The sequence below is a fragment of the Xanthomonas sp. NCPPB 3959 genome (assembly GCF_056675575.1).
Genome location: NZ_JBWWVR010000001.1, coordinates 417,801 through 443,323 on the forward strand (window position 1 = coordinate 417,801; position 25,523 = coordinate 443,323).

Here is a 25,523-nt window from a genome sequence, read left to right on the forward strand (position 1 = left end):
ATGGCAGTGTTGTTTGCCGAGCAGGCCGCGCGCGCGCCGCAGGCGACCGCGCTTGTGTGCGGCGAGACACAGTTGAGTTACGGCGAGTTGGATCTGCAGGCCAATCGTCTTGCCCATCATCTGTGCGCGCTTGGCGTTGGCCCGGATTGTCTGGTTGCGATCAGTGCGGCACGCAGCCCTGCGTTGGTGATCGGCTTGCTGGCGATCCTCAAGGCCGGAGGTGCGTATCTGCCGCTGGATGCCGATGCGCCTTCACAGCGCTTGAGTGCGTTGCTGGACGATGCGCGTCCATGTGCTGTGCTCGCCGATGCAGATGCGTTGCGTCGTTTGCCGCTGCCCGATACGTTGCCGGTGTGTCGGCTGGATCAGGTCAATCCCGCGTGGAGCGATTTCCCTGGCACCGCACCCGACGTGCCAGCGCTGCAGCCGCATCATCTGGCCTACGTGCTGTATACCTCCGGCTCCACCGGCGTGCCCAAGGGCGTGATGGTCGAGCAACGCAACGTCGTGCGCCTGGTGTGTGCGCCCGACTATGTTGATTGCGATGGCTCGCAGCGTTTCCTGCTTGCCGCGCCGCTGGCCTTCGATGCGTCCACGTTCGAGCTATGGGGGGCGTTGCTCAATGGCGCGCAGTTGGTGCTTGCCCCGCCCGGCGCGCTGGATCTGGATGCGATCTGTGCGCAGGTGCAGCAGCATCAAGTGACTACGTTATGGCTGACCGCTGGCTTGTTCGAGCTGCTTGATCCTGTGCAGCTGAGCCAGTTGCACAGCCTGCGTCAGCTATTGGCTGGCGGGGATGTGCTGTCGCGTGCCGCTGTCGAACGTGTCAACCAAGCCTTGCCGCACTGCCAGTTGATCAACGCGTACGGGCCGACCGAGGCGACCACCTTCAGTAGCTGTCATCGCTTCGACAAGGCAGCGGTGACTTCGGTACCGATTGGGCGCCCGATCGCCGGTACGCGGATCTATCTATTGGATGACCAGCGCGAGCTTGTGCCGATCGGTGTGCCTGGCGAGATCTACATCGGTGGCCCGGGTGTGGCCCGTGGTTATCTCAATCAGTCGTCATTGACCGCTGAGCGTTTTGGAGAAGATCCGTTTTTGCCAGGTGGCCGGCTGTATCGAAGCGGCGATCTGGCGCGGTGGCGCGAGGATGGCAGCCTGGACTTTCTGGGCCGTGTCGATCAGCAGCTGAAGGTGCGTGGTTTCCGTATCGAGCCTGGCGAGATCGAGGCGGCGTTACGCAGGTGCGCCGGGGTAGCCGACGCGGTGGTCGTTGCGCGACAGGAAGGTGCGGCGGATAAACAATTGGTGGCATATGTCATCGCTACATCGCAGCCAAGCGACAGCAATGGCAGCGACATCGACGCACTGGCTCCCGCCACCTTGCGCGCGGCGCTTGCCCAAAAACTGCCCGAGCACATGCTGCCGTCGGCATTTGTGCGGTTACAGCGGTTACCGCTGACTGCCAGCGGCAAACTAGATCGACGCGCCTTGCCGGCGCCGGATCGTGCTGCAGTCGCGGTAGCCGGCTATGTGCCGCCGCAAGGCGCAAACGAGTGTCTGCTGGCCGCAGTGTGGGCCGAGCTACTTGGGTTGCCGCAAGTTGGCCGGCACGATCATTTTTTTGCACTCGGCGGGCATTCGTTGCTGGCCATGCGCGTCTGTGGCCGGCTGCAGACCGCACTGATGCGGCAGGTGCCGATGGCGCTGCTGTTTGCGCATCCGGTGTTATGTGAACTAGCGATCGCATTACAGGGCAGTGCTGGCGATGCGCTAGGCGCAATCCCGCACCTACCGCGCGACCAGCCGTTGCCGCTGTCTTTCGCACAGCAGCGGCTGTGGTTCTTGGATCAACTGGAAGGCCCTAGCGCCACTTACATCATGCCGATGGGCCTGCGTCTGCGCGGTGCGCTGGATCGTGGTGCGCTGCGGGCGGCGCTGCATGCGATTGTTGCGCGGCATGAAGCCTTGCGCAGTTGCTTCAGGCAACGCCGCTTGCCGCAAGAAAACGGCGATATCGCAAACGCTCCGCTATCCGCCTGTCTGCTGCCCACGTCGTGTCTGGCCGAGCAGGTCCAAGCAGAGAGAGTTCATGGCGAACAGGTGCATGTCGAACTACTGCCGCCCGAACAAGCCTTGGTGCTGCACGAGCAACTGCTTACAGATCACGCACTCAACAATCACTTCGATCCAGACGCCGAACTACGATGCTGGATCGCGTATGAGGCAAGCACGCCGTTCCAGCTCGATCGCGATGCACCGATACGTTTCCGTCTGCTGCAGCTCTCACTCGATGAACACGCATTGCTGATCACCCAGCATCACAGTGCTTCGGACGGCTGGTCGGTGGGTGTGTTGTTGCATGAGCTGTCTGCGCTGTATGCAAGTTGCCTGCGCGGCCAGCCAGGCCCGTTGCCGTCGCTACCGATCCAGTATCCCGACTACGCCGCCTGGCAGCGTCAGTGGCTGGAGGGGCCGCGCCGGCAGCAGCAACTCGATTATTGGCAACGTCAGCTTGCAGGCGCGCCCAGCTTGCTCGATCTGCCGCTGGATCGCCCACGCCCGGCGCAGCAGGATTTCACCGGTGCCGAGGTCGCCATCCACTTCGATGCCGATCTCAGCCACGCGCTGGAGACTTTGGCGCGCCGCCATGGCTGCACCGTGTTCATGACCGTGCTGGCGGCATGGGGCGCGCTGTTGTCGCGTTTATGTCGCCAGGACTGCGTGCTGGTCGGCATCCCGGTTGCCGGGCGCACGCGCGCCGAGCTGGAGCCGCTGATCGGTTTCTTCGTCAACACGCTGGCGATCCGTTTCGATGCCCCCGCAAGCGTGAGTACTGCCGCGCTGTTGGCGCAGGTTCGCCAGCAAGTGCTCGATGCGCAGGCGCATCAGGAGGTGCCGTTCGAACAGGTGGTGCAGGCCGTACAACCCGTGCGCAGCAGTTCGCATACACCGTTGGTGCAGACGTTGTTGGCCTGGGAGCAGGACGCAGTGGCTGGCGTGGTTCCACACGTCTCTGGTGCAGATGCTAACCATCCAAAAATCGCGGACGATCCCTGGGACGCACTGGATCCGCAACGGCTGCAGATTCCCGCCAAGGCCGCCCGCTTCGATCTCACCTTGCAGTTGCGCAGTGGTGACGAGCCAGTGGGACAGCGACACAGCGGCAATCTCGCCGAATCCTGTGTCCAAGGCACGCTGAGCTATGCCACTGCCGTGTTCGATGCCGCGACTGCCAACCGCATCGTTGGCTATCTGCAAAGCTTGCTGCGCGCCATGGCTGCCGACAGCACCGTGCCACTGGACACCTTGGCATTACTGGATGCGCACGAACGCCAGCAGTTGTTGGTCGACTTCCAGCCGGCTGCTGTCATTTATCCCTGCACGTTGTTGCATGAGCTGATCGAGCAGCAAGTCCAGCGCACGCCGCACGCCATCGCGGTGGCCCAGGACCAACTGCAGTTGGACTATGCCGCGCTGGATGCGCAGGCCAATCAGCTTGCCCACCATCTGCGCCAACTCGGCGTTGGCCCTGATGTACGCGTGGCGATTTGCGCGCAGCGCAGCCCGATGTTGGTGGTCGGGCTGCTCGCGATTTTGAAAGCCGGCGGTGCCTATGTGCCGCTGGATCCCGAGTACCCGGCCCAGCGTTTGGCCGACATGCTCGCCGACAGCCAACCGCTCGCCCTGCTTGTCGATACGTATGCGTGCGAACACCTCCCGCTACTGGCTAGCGACGCGCTGCACCGCGTCTCGCTGCTTGATACCGAGCTAGCGGACAGCGTGCTGCTCTGCAAAGGACTGCCGAGCACATTGGCGGTTTATCAGCTGGATCAGCCCAATACGCCCTGGGACCACCAGCCCACCACTGCCCCGCACGTGCCAGCGCTAGAGCACGACCACCTGGCCTACGTCATCTACACCTCCGGCTCCACTGGCACGCCCAAGGGCGCGATGAACACCCATCGCGGCGTGGTCAATCGGCTGCTGTGGATGCAGGACACTTATGCGCTCACTCCAGACGATGTGGTGCTGCAAAAAACGCCGATCAGCTTCGATGTCTCGGTGTGGGAATTGTTTTGGCCGCTGTTGAGTGGCGCGCGTTTGCAGCTGGCGCGTCCTGGTGGACACAAGGATCCGGCTTACCTCGGCGCAACCATCGCCGAGGCTGCAGTGACAACGCTGCACTTCGTGCCTTCGATGCTCGACGCCTTTCTGGCAACCGACGCACCGCAACACTGCAGCGGACTCACCCGCGTGATTTGCAGCGGCGAAGCTTTGCCCGGGCAACTGATACAGCGCTTCCGCACCCAGCTACCCGGCGTGCAACTGCACAATCTTTATGGCCCGACCGAAGCTGCCATCGACGTCAGCTTCTGGGATTGCACTGCCAGCAACGATATCCCCGACAACACGCCGATCGGCACGCCGGTCGCCAACACGCAGCTCCATGTGCTCGATACGCATCTACAGCCAGCGCCAATCGGCGTGGCGGGAGAGCTACATATCGGCGGTGTGCAAGTTGCACGTGGCTATCTCGATCGCCCTGAGCTCACTGCCCAGCGTTTCATTCCCGATCCTTTCCGCCCCGCACCCGATGCGCAGCTCTACAAGACGGGTGACCTTGCGCGCTGGCGTGCCAATGGCGTCCTCGAATACCTCGGCCGCAACGACGATCAGGTCAAGATCCGTGGCCTGCGCATTGAACCTGGTGAGATCGCTGCAAGGCTCGCTACGCACTCCGATGTGCGCGATGCAATCGTGCTTGCACGCAAAGATCAATCCGGCCAGCTGCGCCTGATCGCTTACTACCTGGCCGCTAAGCTGCTGCCGATCGAAACACTGCGAAGCCATCTCGCCGCGCAACTCCCCGACTACATGGTGCCAGCGGCTTACGTGCACCTGGACGCGCTGCCACTGACGCCCAACGGCAAGCTCGATCGCCGCGCCCTGCCCGCGCCAACCGAAGACGCCTTGACGAAGCAAGACTTCGTGCCCCCACAAGGACCTATCGAATACACCATCGCAGCGCACTGGTGTGAGTTGCTCGGCGTACATCAGGTCGGTCGCGACGATCAGTTCTTCGCGCTCGGCGGACACTCGTTGCTGGCGATCCATCTGATCGAACGCTTGCGCGCCGATGGGTTGCACGCCGAAGTGCGCAACCTCTTCGCCAGCCCCACCCTGTCCGGTTTTGCCGCAAGCCTGCACAACACGACAACTGCCAACACCACGCTAGTCATCCCACCCAACCGCATCACCCCCAACCTAACCCAACTCACCCCGCAACACCTGCCGCTAGCCGACCTCACCCTGCAAGACATCGACCGCGTGCTGGAACAGGTTCCCGGCGGCCTCGCCAACGTGCAGGACATCTATGCACTCTCGCCGTTGCAGGACGGCCTGCTGTTCCATCACCTGCTTGCCACCGATGGCGATCCTTACCTGTTACGCCTGCGGCTGCGCTTTAACGATCGCACCGGATTGGACGCCTATCTGACCGCACTGCAAACCGTCATCGACCGCCACGACATCCTGCGCAGCGCGGTGCTGTGGGAAGGCCTGAGCGAACCGGTACAAGTGGTCTATCGCCGCGCAACGCTAGCGATCGACGCACTGGATTGCGGTAGCTTCGATCCACGACAACCGTTCGAAGAGCAACTAGCCACGTTCCCACAACTGCGCCAGTTGGATCTGCGTCGCGCACCGCTGCTGCACGCCAGTGTAGTTGCCGATCCTGATAACCAACGCTGGCACCTCTTACTACTGCAACACCATCTGATCGGCGACCACACCACGCTGGAAACCATCCAGTCCGAGATCCAGGCGCTGCAAGCCGGACGCGGCGCTGAACTCCCGCCGCCGCAACCGTTCCGCAACCTTGTGGCACAAGCGCGCCTGGGATTGCCGCAAGCCGCGCACGAAGCGTTTTTCCGCGAGCGCCTCGGCGATCTGGATACGCCGTGCGCACCATTCGGCCTGTTGCAGGCGGCCGATACCGCGCCCGGCGAACACACGATGGTGCTGGATGCTGCATTGGTGGCACGACTGCGCCAGGAGGCGCAACGATTGGGTGTCAGTCTTGCAAGCGTGTGCCATCTGGCCTGGGCATTGGTCGTGGCCCGCACCAGCGGCTGCACCGACGCGGTGTTCGGTAGCGTGCTGTTCGGCCGCATGGGGCAGACCGCAGCTGGAGCACTCGGACCGTTTATCAATACCCTGCCGCTACGCATCGCGCTGGCCGAGCCGATCGGCGCCGAAGCGGCCGTGCGCCGCACGCATGCCGATCTGGCCGCGTTACTGCGTCACGAACACGCCTCGCTGGCACTGGCGCAGCGTTGCAGCGCGGTGCCGGCACCGGCGCCGCTGTTCACCGCCTTGTTCAACTACCGGCACAATCGCGACGGCGGCGATGCTGCTCTGCGCGGTGGCGAGGAGCGCACGCACTATCCGATTCATCTGGCCGTGGAAGACGATGGGCATGGTCTGGCGCTGACCGCGCAAGTCTGTGCAGCGCTGAACCCGCAGCGGTTGTGCAGCTATCTGGCCACCGCTCTGAGCGGGCTGCTCGATGCGTTGGAGCATGCGCCGCAGACGCCGGTGCAGCGATTGCCAGTGTTGCCCGAAGAAGAGCAAACGCAGGTACTGGAAAGCTTCAATGCCAGCGTCACCGCGTTTGCCCCCGGCATCTGCCTGCATCAGCTGTTCGAAGCGCAGGTACGGCTCACGCCCGATGCCATCGCGCTGGAACTGGATGCGCGCTCGTTGAGTTACGCCCAGTTAGAGGCACAGGCCAACCAGTTGGCCCATCACCTGCGCAGTCTCGGCGTGGGTACGGAATGTCGCGTGGCGCTGTGTCTGCAGCGCAGTCCGGAGCTGGTGATCGGCCTGCTCGGCATCCTCAAGGCCGGCGCTGCCTATGTGCCATTGGATCCGGAGTATCCGAGCGAGCGACTGGCCTACATGCTGGCCGACAGCCAACCGCTGGCGGTGCTCTGCGATGGCTATGGCCTGGCAAGAATTCCGCAACTTCCCGAAGTCACTCACTGTCGTCTGGATGCACCAGACCTGCCGTGGAACGCGCAGCCCGCTAGCGCACCGCAGCTGCCCGACCTGCATCCAGACTGCCTGGCCTACGTGATCTACACCTCCGGCTCCACCGGTCAACCGAAGGGAGTGATGAACGCGCATCGCGGCGTGGTCAACCGGCTGCAGTGGCATCAAACCATGTTCCCGCTGGGGCCGCATGATCGGGCGCTGCAGAAGACGCCGTTCGGTTTCGATATCTCGCTATGGGAGATCTTCTCGCCGCTGCAGGCCGGCGCACGCCTGGTGCTTGCGCGCCCGCAGGGGCATCAGGATCCGCAGTATCTGGCCAGGTTGATCGAACAACGCGGCATCACCCAGGCGCACTTCGTGCCGTCGATGCTGCAGCTGTTTCTTGATCAGGCCGAACCGCCACGTTGCCCCAGCCTGCGTTGGCTGCTGTGTAGTGGCGAGGCGCTGAGCGATGCCTTGCAGCGGCGCTGTCTGCAGGCGCTGCCGCATGTTGAATTGCACAACCTCTATGGCCCCACCGAGGCGGCGATCGAAGTCAGTCATTGGCAGTGCGATCCGCAGCTGCACCCCGGGCTGGTGCCGATCGGCCGGCCGATCGCCAATACCCGCTTGTACGTGCTCGATACCCACGGCCAGCCGGTGCCGGTGGGCGTGCCCGGCGAGCTGCAGATCGGCGGCGTGCAGGTGGCGCGCGGGTACTGGAATCTGCCTGAGCTCAGTGCCGAGCGCTTCGTCGCCGACGATCATTTCGACGTACACCACGCACGCCGCTACAAAACCGGCGACCTGGCGCGTTGGCTGCCCGATGGCAACCTGCAGTACCTGGGACGCAACGATCATCAGGTCAAGATCCGCGGCTTGCGCGTTGAGCTGAGCGAGATCGAATCGCGTCTGCTCGCGGCCCCCGGGGTGCGTGAAGCGGTGGTGCTGGCACGCGAAGACAGCCCGGGCCTGACGCGGCTGGTGGCCTATCTCACCGCGCTGCCCGATGTCGATGCCGGGGCTTTACGGCCTGCCACGCTGCGTGCCGCACTCGACCGCGCATTGCCCGAGCACATGCTGCCGTCGGCCTGGGTGGTGCTCCCCAAGCTGCCGCTGACCGCCAACGGCAAGCTCGATCGCAAGGCCCTGCCGGCGCCGGAAGGCCAGGCGTTTGCGCTGCGCCCCTACAGCGCGCCGACTGGCCCCACCGAATGCCTGGTAGCCGCGCATTGGTGCCGGCTGCTGGGGTTGCCGCAGGTTGGCCGCGACGACGACTTCTTCGCGCTGGGCGGGCAATCGCTGCTGGCGGTGCGCTTGCTGGCGCAGTTGAGCGAACAGGCGCAGGTGCGGTTGCCGCTGTCGGCGGTGTTCGAGTTCCCCACCCTGGCCGCCTTCAGCCGCCGGCTGGCGCTGGCACAGCTGCAACGCCTGGCGCCCGACGCGCTGGCGCAACTGAGTGCACTTACGGAGATGGATCATGTCGCACGATAAGTCCACCGCGCTGGACGCTCTGGACACCGACGCACTGGAACGCTTGCTCGCGCTGGCGCAGCAACAGCACCTCGCCCCCGCACCGGTACTGGACACCTTGGTGCCAACCGACCACAGCGGCCTGCTGCCGGCCTCGTTCGCGCAGCAGCGGCTGTGGTTTCTGGAGCAATTGCACGGCTCCGGCACGAGTTATCTGATGTGCGCCGGGCTACGCCTGCAGGGTACGCTGGACCGCACCGCACTGATCGAAGCACTGCAGGCATTGCTGGCACGCCATGGACCACTGCGCAGCCGCTTTGTGCCCGACGGCGAGCAGGTGCGGATGCAATGGTTGCCTGCCGACCAAGCACTGCGACTCAGCGAACACGATCTGTCCACGCTTGATGCTGTGCAGGCCGATGCAGCGCTGCAGCACTGGCTGGACCACGAAGCCAGTACGCCGTTCCAACTCGAACAAGGCCCACTGATCCGTTTCCGCCTGCTAAAGCTGGCGGACGATGCACATGTGCTGCTCAGCACGACACATCACAGCGCTTCGGATGCCTGGTCCGAAGCAGTGCTGCAGCGCGAACTGGCTGCGCTTTACAACGCCTTCCACGCACGCCGGCCGAACCCGCTACCGGCGCTTGCGATCGACTACGCCGACTACGCCGCCTGGCAAGGCCAGTGGCTTGGCGCGGGCGAAGGCAACCGCCAGGTCGACTACTGGCGCGCGCAGCTGGCCGACGCACCGACTCTGATCGACCTGCCAATTGATCGCCCGCGCCCGCCACTGGTCACCAGCGATGGCGGCGAACTCAGGTTTGCGTTCGACGCTGAGTTCAGCGATGCGTTGGACGCGTTGTCGCGGCGGCATGGCTGCACGCGTTTCATGACCTTGCTGGCCGGCTGGGGCGCGCTGCTGGCGCGGCTGTGCCGGCAATCCAGCGTCTTGATCGGCAGTCCGTTCGCAGGCCGCACGCGTGCCGCGCTGGAGCCGCTGGTGGGCTTTTTCGTCAACACCTTGCCGGTGCGCGTGGATGTGGACCTCACCACCGACACCGCCACGCTGCTGGCCCAGGTCCGCCGCAATGTGCTGGCGGCGCAGGACCATCAAGAACTGCCGTTCGAGCAGTTGGTCGAACATCTGCAACCGGTGCGCGATGCCGGCTATACCCCGTTGGTGCAGGTGATGTTTGCCTGGGAGGAATCGCACGCTGCGCCGGAACAAGGCGCGTGGGCAGCACTGCAACCGCAGCCACTGGCGCTGGCCGAACGCAGCGCAAAATTCGATCTGACCCTGACCCTGGCGGCGACCCCGCAAGGGCTGTGCGGACGGCTCAGCTATGCCACCGCCTTGTTCGATGCATCGACAATCGCGCGGCTGGTGGGCTATTTCGAAGCGCTGCTGCGCGGCATGTTGGACGACGAGCGGCGCGCACTGGCAACGATCGAACTGCTGTCGCCTGCCGAGCGCCGACAGTTGCTGCACGATCGCAATCAGACCCACATGACGGTACCGGCCGGCAGTGTGGTGCAGTGGTTCGCGGCACAAGCTGCAGCCACACCGGATGCACTTGCGTTGGTGCAAGGCGAACAGCAGCTGAGCTACGCGCAGCTGGAAGCGCAGGCAACACAGCTCGCACGGTATCTGCGCAGGCTCGGCGTGATGCCGGATGCGCGTGTCGCGGTGTGTTTGCGGCGCAGCCCGCAGCAGGTCATTGGCCTGCTGGCGAGCCTGCTGGCCGGAGCCGCGTATGTGCCGCTGGACCCGGAAGATCCAGGCGAGCGCCTGGCATTCCTGCTTGCCGATTGCCGGCCCAGCGTGTTGCTGGCAGACAGCGCCACGCTGTCGCATTTGATGCCGCCCACCGATCTGCCGATCTGCCGGATGGATGACGCAGTGCCTGCCTGGGCAGAGGCTTCGATGCTGGACGAAGCGCTCGCGCCTGCGCAGCCACAGCATCTGGCCTACGTGATCTACACCTCCGGCTCCACCGGCACACCGAAGGGCGTGATGGTGGAACATCGCGCGCTTGCGAATCTGGTGCACTGGCATCAGCAGAGCTTCGGCCTGACTGCAGGACAGCACACCGCAGCCACTGCGGCGATCGGCTTCGACGCCAATGCATGGGAACTGTGGTCAGCCTTGTGCAGCGGCGCCACCTTGCACCTGCCGCCAGCGACCACCGCGCGCGACCCGCAGGCCCTGCTCGACTGGTGGCGGCAGCAGCCATTGCACAGCGGTTTTCTGGTCACGCCCATCGCCGAGCTGGCGCTGGAACAAGGCGCGCTGCCGCCGTCATTGCAGCAACTGTTGATCGGCGGCGACCAGCTGCGGCGGCTACCGCGGTTGCCGGCCGGCCTGCGCCTGAGCAACAACTACGGGCCTACCGAAACAACGGTCGTGGCCACCTCCGGCCTGCTGGCCGATGGCGATCACCCCGCCGACATCGGCCGGCCGATCGCCAATACCCGCGTGTACCTGCTCGACGCCTTCAAGCAACTGGTGCCGCACGGCTGCGTCGGCGAGCTGTACATCGGCGGGCACGGTGTTGCGCGTGGTTATCTGCATCAGCCGGCGCTGAGCGCCGAGCGCTTTGTCGACGATCCATTCCAGCCTGGCGAACGCTGTTACCGCAGCGGCGATCTGGCGCGCTGGCGGGCCGATGGCCGTCTGGAATTTCGCGGGCGCGCCGACGATCAGGTCAAGATCCGCGGCTTCCGCATCGAGCCCGGCGAGATCGCCGCGCGGCTCGCCGCCTGCCCTGGCGTGGCCGAAGCCGCAGTGATCGCCACCGGCAGCGGCGCGACAGAAAAACGCTTGGTCGCCTACATCACCGCGCAGCCCGATACTGACGCCGACACGCTCGCACCGGCCCAGCTGCGCGCCGCACTCGCCGCTCAATTGCCCGACTACATGCTGCCGGCCGCGTACGTGCTGCTGGACGCGCTGCCACTGACGGCCAACGGCAAGCTCGATCGCCGCGCCCTGCCCGCCCCCACCGACGACGCCCTGGCCGCGCGTGCGTTCGTCCCGCCACAGGGACCGACCGAATGCGCCATCGCCGCGCACTGGTGCGCATTGCTCGGTGTGCAGCAAGTAGGCCGCGACGATCAGTTCTTTGCACTCGGCGGGCACTCGTTGCTGGCGATCCGCCTGGTCGAACGGCTGCGTGCCGATGGGCTGCATGCGCAAGTACGCAATCTGTTCACCGCGCCCACCCTGGCCGGTTTCGCCGCCAGCCTGCACGGCGACAACAGCGCCGCGCTGGTGGTGCCACCCAACCGCATCACCCCTGAGCTGACCAAACTCACGCCGCAGCAGTTGCCACTTGCCGAGCTCACCCAGCAAGACATCGACCACGTGCTCGAACACGTGCCCGGCGGCCTAGCCAACCTGCAGGATGTGTACGCGCTGTCGCCGCTGCAGGACGGCCTGCTGTTCCATCACCTGCTCGCGCCCGATGGCGATCCGTATCTGCTGCGCCTGCGCCTGCGCTTTGCCGATCGCGCCGGGCTGGATGCCTATCTGGCCGCACTGCAGCGCGTGATCGATCGCCACGACATCCTGCGCAGCGCAGTGCTGTGGGAAGGCCTGAGCGAACCGGTGCAGGCGGTCTATCGCCATGCGTCGTTGCCGGTCGAAGCGTTGGATTGCTCCAGCTTCGATTCACGGCAATCGTTCGAAGAACAGCTCGCCGCGCACCCGCAGCTGCGCCAGCTGGATCTGCGCCGTGCACCGCTACTGCATGCCAGCGTGGTCGCCGACCCGGATGGCCAACGCTGGCATCTGCTGTTGTTGCAACACCATCTGATCGGCGACCACACCACGTTGGAAACCATCCAGTCCGAAATCCAGGCGCTGCTGGCTGGGCGCGGCGATGAACTCCCGCCACCGCAACCGTTCCGCAATCTGGTCGCACAAGCGCGGTTGGGCTTGCCGCAAGCTGCGCACGAAGCGTTTTTCCGCGCGCGTCTAGGCGATCTGGACACGCCATGTGCACCGTTTGGCCTGCTCGATGCCACTGGTGCGGTGAGCAGCTGCGAACACGCGTTGCCGCCAGCGCTGAGCGCACGCCTGCGGCAACTTGCCAGCCAACACGGTGTCAGTCTGGCCAGCCTGTGCCATCTCGCCTGGGGATTGGTGGTGGCACGCAGCAGCGGTTGCGCCGAGCCGGTGTTCGGCACCGTGTTGTTCGGTCGCATGGACCAGGCCGATGCCAGCACTCTGGGCCTGTTCATCAACACCTTGCCGTTGCGTCTGCGGCTGCAGCAACACACTGGCGTGGCAGCGGCGCTGCAGCACACCCATGCCGAACTGAGCGCACTGCTGCGCCACGAACACGCCTCGCTCGCGCTGGCACAGCGTTGCAGTGCGGTGCCGGCTCCTGCGCCGCTGTTCACCGCGTTGCTCAACTATCGTCACAACGCCGGCTCCAACGCGGTGGCCGAGCCTCCGCAAGACGGCGCCTTGCTGAGCGCCGAGGAACGCACGCATTACCCGCTGGCGCTGTCGGTGGGAGACGATGGCCGCACGCTGGAGCTGAGCGCGCAAAGCGTCGCGCCGCTGGCACCGGAGCGGCTGTGCGCCTTCATGGAGTCGGCATTGCAGGCGCTGGCCGCTGCGCTGGAGCGATCGCCGGACACGCCGCTGACCCAAGTCGATGTGCTGCCGCCAGACGAACGCCGGCAGGTGCTGCACAGCTTCAACCAGACCGACGCGCCCTGCCCCGACGACACCGCGCTGGCCGCACTGTTCGAGCGTCAGGCGCAGCGCAGCCCTGCCGCCATCGCGGTGGTCGATGGCGCGCGCCAGATCGATTACGCCACGCTGGATGCGCAGGCCACTGCGCTGGCCCGGCAGTTGCGCGCTGCCGGCGTCGGCAACGGTGAGCTGGTGGCCATGTGGCTACCGCGCAGTGCGGAACTGGTGCTGGCGCAGTTGGCCATCCTGAAAGCCGGTGCCGTCTATGTGCCGCTGGATCCGGACGCGCCGTGGACACGCAGCGCCAGCATTCTCGACGACTGCGCAGCGCGACATCTGCTGCATGCTGCCGGACGCGCGCCGCAAGCACTGGCGGCGACGCTGCAATTGCATGCGGTCGATCTTGATACCGATGCCGCTGCGGTCACCAGCGTCTCGCCACGTCCGGCAAGCGCCACAGCACTGGCCTATGTGATGTATACCTCCGGCTCCAGCGGCCGGCCCAAAGGTGTGCAGATCACCCAACGTGCGGTGATCAATCTGGCCTGCAATCCGGCCTGCGGCAATTTTACCGAGCAGGACCGCGTTGCCTGGGTCGGCAATCCCGCTTTCGACATCAGCACGCTGGAAGTGTGGGCACCGCTGCTGCATGGCGCGCGCCTGGTGGTGGTCGATCACGCGCAGACCTTGCAGGCCGACGCGCTGGCACAGCTGCTGCGTCGCGAAGCGATCAGCGTGCTGCATCTCACCGCAGGCCTGTTTCAGCAGCATGCACGCGCCCTGGGCGATGTCATCGGGCAGCTACGTTTATTGATGGTCGGCGGCGATGCGGTGGATTCGAGCGCCATCGATCACGTGCTGCGCCAGCACCCGCCCGGGCAGTTGCTGCATTGCTATGGCCCCACCGAGACCACCACCTTCGCCACCACCTGCGTGCTGCGCCAACCGCTGGACGGACAACGGCCACCGCTGGGGCGGCCGATCGGCAATGCCCGCATCTACCTGCTCGACGGCGAACTGCAGCCGGTGCCGATCGGTGTGCCGGGCGAGCTGTGCATCGGTGGCATCGGCGTGGCGCACGGTTATCTCAACCGGCCGCAGCTCACTGCCGAGCGCTTCCTTACAGACCCGTTCCATCCGGGCGGGCGAATCTACCGTAGCGGCGATCTGGGGCGTTGGCTGGCAGACGGCAGCCTGGAATTTCTAGGCCGTGGCGACCAGCAGGTCAAGATCCGCGGTTTCCGCGTCGAGCCGGGCGAGGTCGAAGCGGCGTTGCGCCAGTGCAGCGGTGTGGCCGAAGCCGCCGTGATCGCACGCGAAGATGGCCCAGCCGGCAACGGCAAGGTGCTGGTGGCTTATGTCACCGCAACGACGAACGCGAAAGACAGCGAGCTTGTTCCTGCAACGCTGCGCGCGGCGTTGGCGATGCGGCTGCCCGACTATCTGGTACCCGCCGCGTTCGTGCGCCTGCACAGCCTGCCGTTGACGCGCAACGGCAAGCTGGATCGCAGCGCGTTGCCGGCACCCGACAACAGTGCGTTCGCCACCCACGCCTATCGCGCGCCCGAAGGCGCCACCGAAGTCAGCCTGGCTGGCCTGTGGGCCGAGCTACTGGGGCTGCCGCGCATTGGCCGCGACGACGACTTCTTCGCACTCGGCGGCCACTCGTTGCTGGCGATGCGCTTGAGTGCGCGGGTGCAGGCAAGCTTGGGTCGCCCCATGCCGGTGGCGTTGCTGTTCGCGCATCCGGTGCTGCATGCGCTGGCAGGCGCTCTGGATGCCGGCACCGTGCAGGCGCTGGCACCGATCCAAAGGCACGCGCGCAACCAGCGGCTTCCCTTGTCCTTTGCCCAGCAGCGGCTGTGGTTTCTGGATCAGTTACAGGGGCCTGCTGCCACGTATCTGATGCCGATGGGTCTTCGCCTGCACGGCGCACTGGATCGCGCCGCGCTGATCGCAGCACTGCAAATGTTGCTGGCCAGACACGAGGCGCTGCGCAGCTGTTTCGTGACCAGTGACGGCGACGCGCACGTTGCGCTACTGGAGCCGGAACACGCGTTGGTGCTGACCGAGCACGCGTTGCACGACCTCAGCGCCGACGCCTCCGAAGCGGCCGTGCAGCAGTGGCTGGAACAGGAAGCCCAGACTCCGTTTCAGCTGGATCGGGAGGCGCCGATCCGCTTCCGTCTGCTGCAATTGGGCGCAACCGAGCATGTACTGCTGATCACCCAGCACCATAGTTGCTCGGACGGCTGGTCGGTGGGCGTGCTGCTGCAGGAACTGTCCACGCTGTATGCCAGCTGCCGCCACGGCCAACCTGATCCATTGCCGCCGCTGCCGATCCAGTATCCGGACTACGCCGCCTGGCAGCGCGAGTGGTTGCAGGGGCCACGCCGCCAGCAGCAACTCGACTATTGGCAGGGCCAGCTCGCCGACGCACCGACGCTGCTCGATCTACCGCTGGATCGTCCGCGCCCGTCGCAGCAGGACGGCATCGGCGCAGAAGTCCGCTTCGAACTGGATGCCGCGTTGACGCACGACCTTGAAGCGTTGTCGCGCCGCCATGGCTGCACCTTGTTCATGACCTTGCTCGCGGCCTGGGGCGCGTTGTTGTCGCGGCTGTGTCGCCAGGACTGCGTGCTGGTCGGCATCCCGGTGGCCGGGCGCACACGGGTGGAGCTGGAACCGCTGATCGGGTTCTTCGTCAACACACTGGCGATCCGCTTCGACGCACCTGGCAGCCTCGACGCGACCGCATTGCTGGCACAGATCCGCCAGACCGTGCTGGACGCGCAGGCGCATCAGGACCTGCCGTTCGAACAGGTGGTCGAAGCGCTGCGGCCGCCGCGCAGCACTGCGCATCCACCACTGGTGCAGACGATTTTTTCTTGGGAGGACACGCTGGCAATGACCCAGTGGGATGGACTCACGGTCGAGCCGATGCCGGTGGCCAACACCACTGCCAAGTTCGAGCTTGGGCTGACCGTTGGGCCAGCAGGCGATGGGTTGGTCGGCCAGCTCAACTACGCCACCGCGTTGTTCGATATGCGGAGTGCGCAACGTTTCGCCACGCATTTTCAAGACGTATTGCGTGCGATGACCGTGCAGCCGGCTGCCATCGTGGGCCAGGCGCAACTGCTGAAAAGCAATGAGCGCGATCGCTTGCTGCAAACATTCAACTGCAGCCACATGCAGTTTCCGCAACGTGGCATGGCAACGTTGTTCGCCGAGCAGGCCGCACGCGCGCCGCAAGCGACTGCGCTGGTGTGCGGCGATACACAGTTGAGTTACGGCGAGCTGGATCTGCAGGCCAATCGTCTGGCGCATCATCTGCGTGCATTGGGCGTTGGCCCCGATTGTCTGGTTGCCATCAGCGCTGAACGCAGCCCCGCGCTGGTGATCGGTTTGCTCGCGATTCTTAAAGCAGGTGGCGCTTATCTACCGTTGGATGCTGAGGCACCGCCGCAGCGTCTGCGCGCGTTGCTGGACGATGCTCGCCCGCTGGCTGTGCTTGCAGATGCTCAGTCACTGCGTCGCTTGCCGTTGCCCGATGCGTTGGCGGTGTGTCAGCTGGATCAGATCGATCCTGCCTGGGCCACGTTGCCCACCACTGCACCTGCTGTGCCTGAGCTACAGCCGCATCACCTGGCCTACGTGCTCTATACCTCCGGCTCTACCGGCACGCCCAAGGGCGTGATGGTCGAGCAGCGCAATGTGGTGCGACTGGTGTGCGCGCCTGACTACGTCGACTGCGATGCATCGCAATGTTTTCTGCTCGCTGCGCCGCTGGCCTTCGACGCCTCCACCTTCGAACTGTGGGGCGCCCTGCTCAATGGTGCGCGGTTGGTACTCGCGCCACCCGGCGCGATGAACCTGGATGTGATCTGTGCGCAGGTGCTACAGCATCAGGTCACCACGTTGTGGCTCACCGCTGGCCTGTTTGAACTGCTTGGTCCTGCGCAACTGGTGCAATTGGGTAGCTTGCGCCAACTGCTGGCTGGCGGCGACGTGCTGTCACGTGCAGCAATCGAACGTGTAAACCAGGCGTTACCAAACTGCCAGTTGATCAACGCGTACGGGCCAACTGAGGCCACCACCTTCAGCACCTGTCACCGCTTCAACAAGACAGCGGTGACCTCGGTACCGATTGGGCGCCCGATCGCCAACACGCGTATCTATCTGCTGGACGATCAACGCCAGCTAGTGCCGATCGGCGTGCCTGGCGAGCTCTACATCGGCGGGCCCGGCGTGGCTCGCGGTTATCTCAATCAGCCGGTCCTCACGGAAGAACGCTTTAGCGAAGATCCGTTCGTGCCCGGTGCCCGGATGTACCGAAGTGGCGATCTGGCGCGTTGGCGCGAGGACGGCGTCCTGGACTTCCTGGGCCGCTGCGATCAGCAGCTGAAAGTACGCGGCTTCCGCATCGAACCCGGCGAGATCGAAATGGCGCTGCGCAGTTGCGCTGGAGTGGCCGACGCGGTGGTGATCGCGCGTCAGCAAGGCGCAGCCGACAAGCAGTTGGTGGCGTATGTCGTTGCAGCGACGAAGCCACAGGCGAGCAGTGACGATGGCATCGACCACGCGTTGGATCCGGCAATGCTGCGTGAGGCGCTAGCCAAGCACCTGCCCGAGCACATGCTGCCATCGGCGTTCGTGCGCTTGCAGTGCCTGCCACTTACCGCCAGCGGAAAAGTCGACCGTCGCGCGTTGCCTGTGCCCGATCGCGCTGCAGTCATTGCGGCCGGCTATGCAACGCCGCAAGGCGTCAATGAATGTCTGCTGGCCGCGTTATGGAGTGAGCTACTCGGGCTGCCGCATGTTGGCCGGCATGATCACTTCTTCGAACTCGGCGGCCACTCGTTACTGGCCATGCGCGTGTGCGCCCGCCTGCAGACCGCGCTTGCACGGCACGTACCGGTAGCGCTGTTGTTTTCCCACCCGGTGCTATGCGACCTGGCGCTTGCGCTGCAAGACGCTGAGGAGGATGTCTTTACACCGATCCTACGCCTGCCGCGCGATCAGCCATTGCCGCTGTCTTTCGCGCAGCAGCGGCTGTGGTTCTTGGATCAGTTGGAAGGCCCCAGCGCGACGTACATCATGCCAATGGGTTTGCGTCTGCACGGCGCATTGGATCGCGGTGCCCTGCGTGCGGCGCTGCAGGCGCTGGTCGCACGGCATGAGGCGTTGCGCAGTTGTTTTCGGCAGAGCCGCCTGCCGCACCAAAGCAGCGATATCGCCGATGCCATGCTACCCAGTAGTCTGGTTCCGGCGCCGTGTTTGGCCGAGCAAGCGCATGTAGAAAAGGTGCGTGGCGAACAGGTGCATGTCGCGTTACTACCGCCCGAACACGCCTTGGTACTGCACGAGCACCTGCTCACTGATCGCACGCTCACAGATCACTCTGACGCAGACACCGTGCTGCAGCAGTGGATCGCGCATGAGGCCAACACGCCGTTCCAGCTCGATCGCGATGCCCCGATCCGTTTTCGTCTGCTGCAATTGTCGGCCGATGAACATGCGCTGCTGATCACTCAGCATCACAGCGCCTCGGATGGTTGGTCGGTCGGTGTGCTGCTCCACGAACTGGCAGTCCTGTACGTCAGTTGCCTAGGTGGCCTGCCAAACCCTTTACCACCGCTGCCGATCCAGTATCCCGACTACGCTGCCTGGCAGCGCCAGTGGCTGCAAGCAGCGCGCCGTCAGCAGCAAGTCGAGTACTGGCAACGCCAGCTCGCCGACGTACCCACCCTGCTTGATCTGCCGCTGGATCGTCCGCGGCCGCCGCAGCAGGATTTCAGCGGCGCTGAAGTTCCTGTTGCCTTCGACGCCGACCTTGGCCAAGCACTGGAAATGCTGGCGCGCCGCCATGGCTGCACGGTGTTCATGACCGTGCTGGCCGCATGGGGCGCGCTGTTGTCGCGATTGTGCCGGCAGGATTGTGTGTTGGTCGGCATCCCGGTCGCCGGACGTACGCGCGCCGAGCTGGAGCCGCTGATCGGCTTCTTCGTCAACACGCTGGCGATCCGTTTCGATACCCCCGCAAGCTTGAGCACTGCCGCGCTGTTGGCGCATGTAAAACAGCACGTACTCGCTGCGCAAGCGCATCAGGATCTGCCATTCGAACAGGTAGTCCAGGCCGTGCAGCCCGTACGCAGCAGTGCGCATACGCCGCTGGTGCAGACGCTGATGGCCTGGGAGCAAGACGCGATTGCTGGCGTGTGGCCCACTGCTGTCGACGAGCATGCCAATCATCCGGGAACCACGGACGAACCTGGTGAGTCGTCAGAGATGACAAACGACCCTTGGTTCGCGCTGAATCCGCAATCGCTGCAGATTCCGGCCAATGCCGCGCGTTTCGATCTCACCTTGCAATTGCACAGTGGCGGCACTTCAGTCGGGCAGCTCGCCGATGGCAGCCAGGGCGTCAGCATCCACGGCACGCTGAGCTATGCCACCGCAATCTTCGATGCCGCCACTGCCATCCGCATCGCCGGCTATCTGCACGCTCTTCTGCGCGCCATGGTCGCCGACGGTGACGCGCCACTGGACACTGTCGCATTGCTCGATCCACGCGAGCGCCACCAATTGCTGGTCGAGTTCCAGCCCGCGCCGGTGGTCTACCCCGCCGCGCTCTTGCACGAGGTGATCGCACAGCAGGTGCAGCGCACTCCACATGCCATCGCCGTCGCGCAAGACGACCAGCAACTTGACTACGCCGCGCTCGAAGCAAAGGCCAATCAGCTGGCTCACCATCTGCGCCTACTCGGCGTTGGCCCTGATGTACGCGTGGCGATCTGCGCGCAGCGCAGCCCGATGCTGGTGGTCGGCCTGCTCGCCATTTTGAAGGCCGGCGGCGCCTATGTGCCGCTGGATCCGGAGTACCCGGCCCAGCGTTTGGCCGACATGCTCGCCGACAGCCAACCGCTTGCCCTGCTCGTCGATGCCCATGCGCGCGATCACGTGCCACTGTTTGCCACCGATACACTGGATCGCGTGTCGCTGCTAATCACCAACGGAGCAGACCGCCTGCCACCACTCGCTACCGATGCGCTGCACAGCGTGCAGCCACTCGCAGGACTGCCCATCTGCGATCTGGACCAAGCCAGCCCACCGTGGGCGAAGTTGCCCACCACCGACCCACACGTGCCCGAATTACAAGCGCATCATCTCGCCTACGTAATCTACACCTCCGGCTCCACCGGCACGCCCAAGGGCGCGATGAACACGCATCGCGGCGTGGTCAATCGCCTGCTGTGGATGCAGGACACCTATGCGCTCACCCCAGACGATGTGGTGCTGCAAAAAACGCCAATCAGCTTCGATGTCTCGGTGTGGGAACTGTTTTGGCCGCTGTTGAGTGGCGCGCGTTTGCAGCTGGCGCGTCCTGGTGGGCACAAGGATCCGGCTTACCTCGGCGCAACCATCGCCGAGGCTGCAGTGACAACGCTGCACTTCGTGCCTTCGATGCTCGACGCCTTTCTGGCAACCGACGCACCGCAGCAGTGCAGCAGACTCACCCGCGTGATTTGCAGCGGCGAAGCTTTGCCCGGGCAACTGGTGCAGCGCTTCCGCACGCAGCTACCCGGTGTGCAACTGCACAATCTTTATGGCCCGACCGAAGCCGCCATCGACGTCAGCTTCTGGGACTGCACTGCCAGCAACGATATCCCCGACAACACGCCGATCGGCACCCCGGTCGCCAACACGCAGCTCTATGTGCTCGATACGCATCTGCAGCCGGTGCCAATCGGTGTGGCGGGAGAGCTGCATATCGGCGGTGTGCAAGTCGCGCGCGGCTATCTCGATCGCCCTGAGCTCACTCCCCAGCGTTTCATTCCCGATCCTTTCCGCCCCGCCCCAGACGCGCAGCTCTACAAGACCGGTGACCTCGCCCGCTGGCGCAGCGATGGCGTACTCGAATACCTCGGCCGCAACGACGATCAGGTCAAGATCCGCGGCCTGCGCATTGAACCAGGCGAAATCGCTGCACGACTAGCAACCCATCCGCAGGTACGTGATGCAGTGCTGCTGGCCCGCACCGATCAACCCGGACAACTCCGATTGGTGGCCTATTACCTCGCCACCACGGCGCTACCAATCGAAATACTGCGAAGCCATTTGGCCGGGCAACTCCCCGACTACATGGTGCCAGCGGCTTATGTGCATCTGGATGCGCTGCCACTGACGCCCAACGGCAAGCTCGATCGCCGCGCCCTGCCCGCCCCCACAGAAGAAGCCTTGGCAACGCGCGACTTTGTGCCTCCGCAAGGACCAACCGAAAACATCATCGCAGCACATTGGTGTGAGCTACTGGGCGTGCAACACGTCGGCCGCGACGATCAATTCTTCGCCCTCGGCGGTCATTCGTTACTGGCGATCCACCTGATCGAACGCTTACGCGCAGACGGGCTGCACGCCGAGGTCCGCAACCTCTTCGCCGCGCCCACGCTGACTGGCTTTGCCGCCAGCCTGCACAGCAACACAGAGACCAACGCCGCACTGATCGTCCTACCCAATCGCATCACCCAAGAGCTCAACCAACTCACCCCGCACCACCTGCCGCTGGCCGACCTCACCCAACAAGACATCGACCGCGTGCTGGAACAGGTCCCAGGTGGCCTGAAAAACGTCCAAGACATCTACGCACTCTCGCCATTCCAGCACGGCCTGCTCTTCCATCATCTGCTGGCAAGCACAGACGATCCCTACATCCTCAGTGCGCAATGGGCCTTCGCCGATCGCCTAGCAGCGCAGCGTTTTCTGGCGGCACTGCAGGCCGTGATCGACCGCCACGACATCCTGCGCAGCGCGGTGGTGTGGGAAGGCCTGAGCGAACCGGTGCAAGTAGTGTTGCGACAGGCGCAACTGCAGGTGGAAGTTCTCGACCCTGACACTCTGGAACCCAACGATCAGACCAGCGCACAGCTGGACGACCACACCACCCCGCTGCGCCATCGCCTGGACCTGCGCCACGCACCGTTGATGCATGCCACGTTGGTGCACGACAAACACGCGCAACGCTGGTTACTTGCGCTGCGCTGGCACCACATGGTCGGCGACCACGCCACGCTGGATCTGCTGATGGACGAGATCCAGCAGTATCTTGACGAACACGCAGCGCAGCTGCCGCCGCCCTCGCCGTTCCGCACGTTGGTGGCGCATACCCGCCAACCCGAAGTGGCGGTGCAGCAACAACACTTCTTCCGCCGCCTGCTCGGCGATGTGGACACCGCCACCGCGCCGTTTGGCCTGGTCGGCCTGCATCCGGAGGGCGCGCCGGTTCAAGAACAGCACCTGCCGCTGGATCCGGCGCTGAGTGAGCGCCTGCGTATCCAGGCCAAGGCCGCCGGGGCGAGCCTGGCCAGCCTGTGCCATCTGGCCTGGGGGCTGGTGGTGGCGCGCGCCGCCGGCGCCGACGATGCCGTGTTCGGCACCGTGTTGCTGGGGCGCATGGGTCAGGCCGACGCGCAGTTGATGGGCCCATGCATCAACGTGCTACCGGTCCGCGTGCGCAGCAACAGCGATGGTGTGCGCACGGCCCTGCAGCAACTGCACCTACAGCTGGCCGAACTGCTGCTGCACGAACATGCATCACTGAGCATGGTGCAACGCTGCAGCGGTGTGCCTGCGCCTGCACCGCTGTTCAACAGCCTGATCAACTACCGCCACCAGTCACCGGCACGCGCACAGCACTCGTTTGGTGGCGCACAACTACTCCATGCAAGCGAACGCAGTCCGTTGCCGTTGGTGATCTCGGTAGAAGATTTCGGCACCGCATTGGGCCTCACCGCGCAGGCCTTACCCGAGATCGACGCTCTCCGCGTGTGCCGCTTCATGCAGAGCGCGCTGCTGCAGCTGGTACAGGCACTGGAACAGGCTCCCGACACCCCATTGCATGACATCGACTTATTGCCCGCAGAAGAAGCTGCGCGGCTTCGCAACCGCGGCAGTACCGCACGGCCAATCGACGAACATGCTCTGCACCGCTGGTTCGAAATCCAGGCGCAACGCACTCCCGAGGCCCTTGCAGTGGAATGCGGCGCGCAGCGGCTGAGCTATGCCGAACTCGATCTGCAGGCCAACCGCCTCGCGCACTATCTGCAAACCGCGGGTGTGGCGCCGGAGCGATTGGTTGCAGTCATCGCCACACCTGGCCCGCAGGCGATGACGGCGATTCTGGCCACACTCAAGGCCGGCGGCGCCTATCTGGCGCTCGACCCATGCCTGCCCACGGCGCGACTGATGCAACTGCTCGCCGACAGTGCACCGCTGCTGGTGCTGGCTGACAGCGCGGGCGTGCAGCAACTGGGCGCGGCGCATGACCTGAAGGTCTGCGCGCTGGACGATCCCGCGCCAGCCTGGAAGAACCTGGCAACCACAGCGCCAGCGCTACCTGACCTGAGTCCGCACCATCTGGCCTACGTCGTCTACACCTCCGGCTCCAGCGGCGTGCCCAAGGCGGTGTTGGTGGAACATCACAGCACTGCCAATCTGGCCGCCGCGCAGTTGGCAGCGTTCGACACAAAACCTGGCGACCGCGTGGCACAGCTGGCACCTCACGGCGTGGATACGCACGTGTTCGAGTGGCTGCTCGCACTTGCCAGCGGCGCCAGCCTGCATGTGCCGCCCGCCACGCAAGCGCGCAGTGGCGAGTCGCTGCATCAATGGCTTGCGCAATCGCAGATCACCCACGCAGTACTGCCGCCAGCCGTGCTGCAGTCGCTGCCGCGCGCACCGCTGCCACACCTGCACACCCTGATCGCGGCCGGCGACATCCTGCCCGCCGCACTGGCACGCCACTGGGCAGCGGGACGCCGCCTGTTCAACGCCTATGGCCCCAGCGAAGCCACCGTGTGGAGCACGTTGCACCAGTGCTACGCAGACGAACACACGCCACCAGCGATCGGCCTGCCCATCGCCAATACCCGCATCTATCTGCTCGATGCCGCTGGTCGTTTGGTGCCGGATGGCACACCCGGCGAGATCTGCATCGCCGGCCGCACTGTCGCACGCGGCTATCTCGGGCACACGGCATTGAGCGCGGCTGCGTTTGTGGCTGATCCGTTCGATGCCGGCGAACGCATGTACCGCAGCGGCGACCTGGCACGTTGGCGCAGCGATGGAATGCTGGAATTCCTCGGCCGCCGCGACCGGCAACTCAAGCTCAGCGGCTACCGGGTCGAACCCGGCGAAATCGAGGCCGCATTGCGCGAAGCCTGCACCGAGCTGGCCGAGGTCTTGGTCACGCTGCACAACACCGATCAAGCCGAGCCAGTGCTGGTGGCGTATCTGGTCGCACGCCCCGAGGCAGATCGGCAGTCGCTGTCTCCGGCTGCACTGCGCGCCATGCTGGCGGCTCGCCTGCCCGCCCACATGGTGCCAGCGGCTTATGTGCAGTTGGATGCACTGCCGTTGAGCGCCAACGGCAAGCACGATCTGCGTGCTTTACCTGCACCACAAGCAGCCGATCGCGCCATCGCCGCCTTCAGCCCACCTCGCGGCGTCATCGAAACCCAAATCGCCACGCTCTGGGCCGAGCTGCTCGCGCTGCCGCAGGTCGGCCGCGACGATCCGTTCTTCGCCATCGGCGGCGATTCGATGCGCGCCATTGCTTTCCTTCAGCAGGCATCGCGACTGGGCCTCTCGTTGGATCTGCGCCAGCTTTACCAAGCCCCCACCCCGGCCGGTCTGGCCGCGCTGTTGCAGACCGGTAACGACGCAAACGCGGCCCACGCCAGCACCACAACCGACCTTCCCCCTGTCCCATCGCACCACGTCCGGAGCTCTCCATGACCACCTCGCCACTACAGCAAGCCGATCCGACCCCGCACTACAACGGCATCGACCACATCGCTCTGGCCGTGCAGGATCTGGAAGCAGCGGTCGACTTCTTTCAGCACCGCCTGGGTTTCGAGCTGATGGGGCGCCGGCAGATCGCCGGCAAGCACACCGGCATGATCTCGGCGGAGATGCGTCAGGGCGAGATCACCTTCGTGCTGTGCCAGGGCACCGAGCCGGAATCGCAGGTGTCGCGCCTGATCGAACATCACGGCGTCGGCGTCGCCCACATCGCGCTACGCGTGGACGACGTACACGCCACCACCGGTCAGCTGCGCGAGCGCGGGCTCGGTTTCGACACCAGCGTGATCGAAGGAAGTGGCTTGAAACAAGCCTTTTCCAGCCGCGACAGCGTGACCGGCCTGTGCTTTGAACTGATCGAACGCCATGGCGAAAGCGGATTCCAGGACGCCTCGGTCAACGAACTATTCGCCCAACTCGAACGCAGCGGTGCGTATTGAGC

3 protein-coding genes are annotated in these 25,523 nt (G+C 64.9%); all 3 read left to right on the forward strand.

Annotation, left to right across the window (positions count from 1 at the left end; all coding sequences use genetic code 11):
* The 3 genes from AC1KVG_RS01610 to AC1KVG_RS01620 are packed head-to-tail and all read left to right on the forward strand — an operon-like array spanning position 1 to position 25,521.
* Entirely contained in the window at positions 1-8,535 is an 8,535-nt protein-coding gene (locus tag AC1KVG_RS01610; protein ID WP_481093299.1) for a non-ribosomal peptide synthetase, read from the forward strand.
* The gene (locus AC1KVG_RS01615) at positions 8,522-25,015 is read left to right on the forward strand and encodes a non-ribosomal peptide synthetase (RefSeq protein WP_481093300.1); all 16,494 of its coding nucleotides are present in this window, start codon (positions 8,522-8,524) and stop codon (positions 25,013-25,015) included. Before AC1KVG_RS01610 ends, AC1KVG_RS01615 begins: the two co-directional genes overlap by 14 nt.
* Positions 25,012-25,521, forward strand: coding sequence for a VOC family protein (locus tag AC1KVG_RS01620; protein WP_481093301.1), 510 nt, complete (start codon positions 25,012-25,014; stop codon positions 25,519-25,521). Before AC1KVG_RS01615 ends, AC1KVG_RS01620 begins: the two co-directional genes overlap by 4 nt.
* The last annotated feature ends 2 nt before the right edge of the window (positions 25,522-25,523 follow it).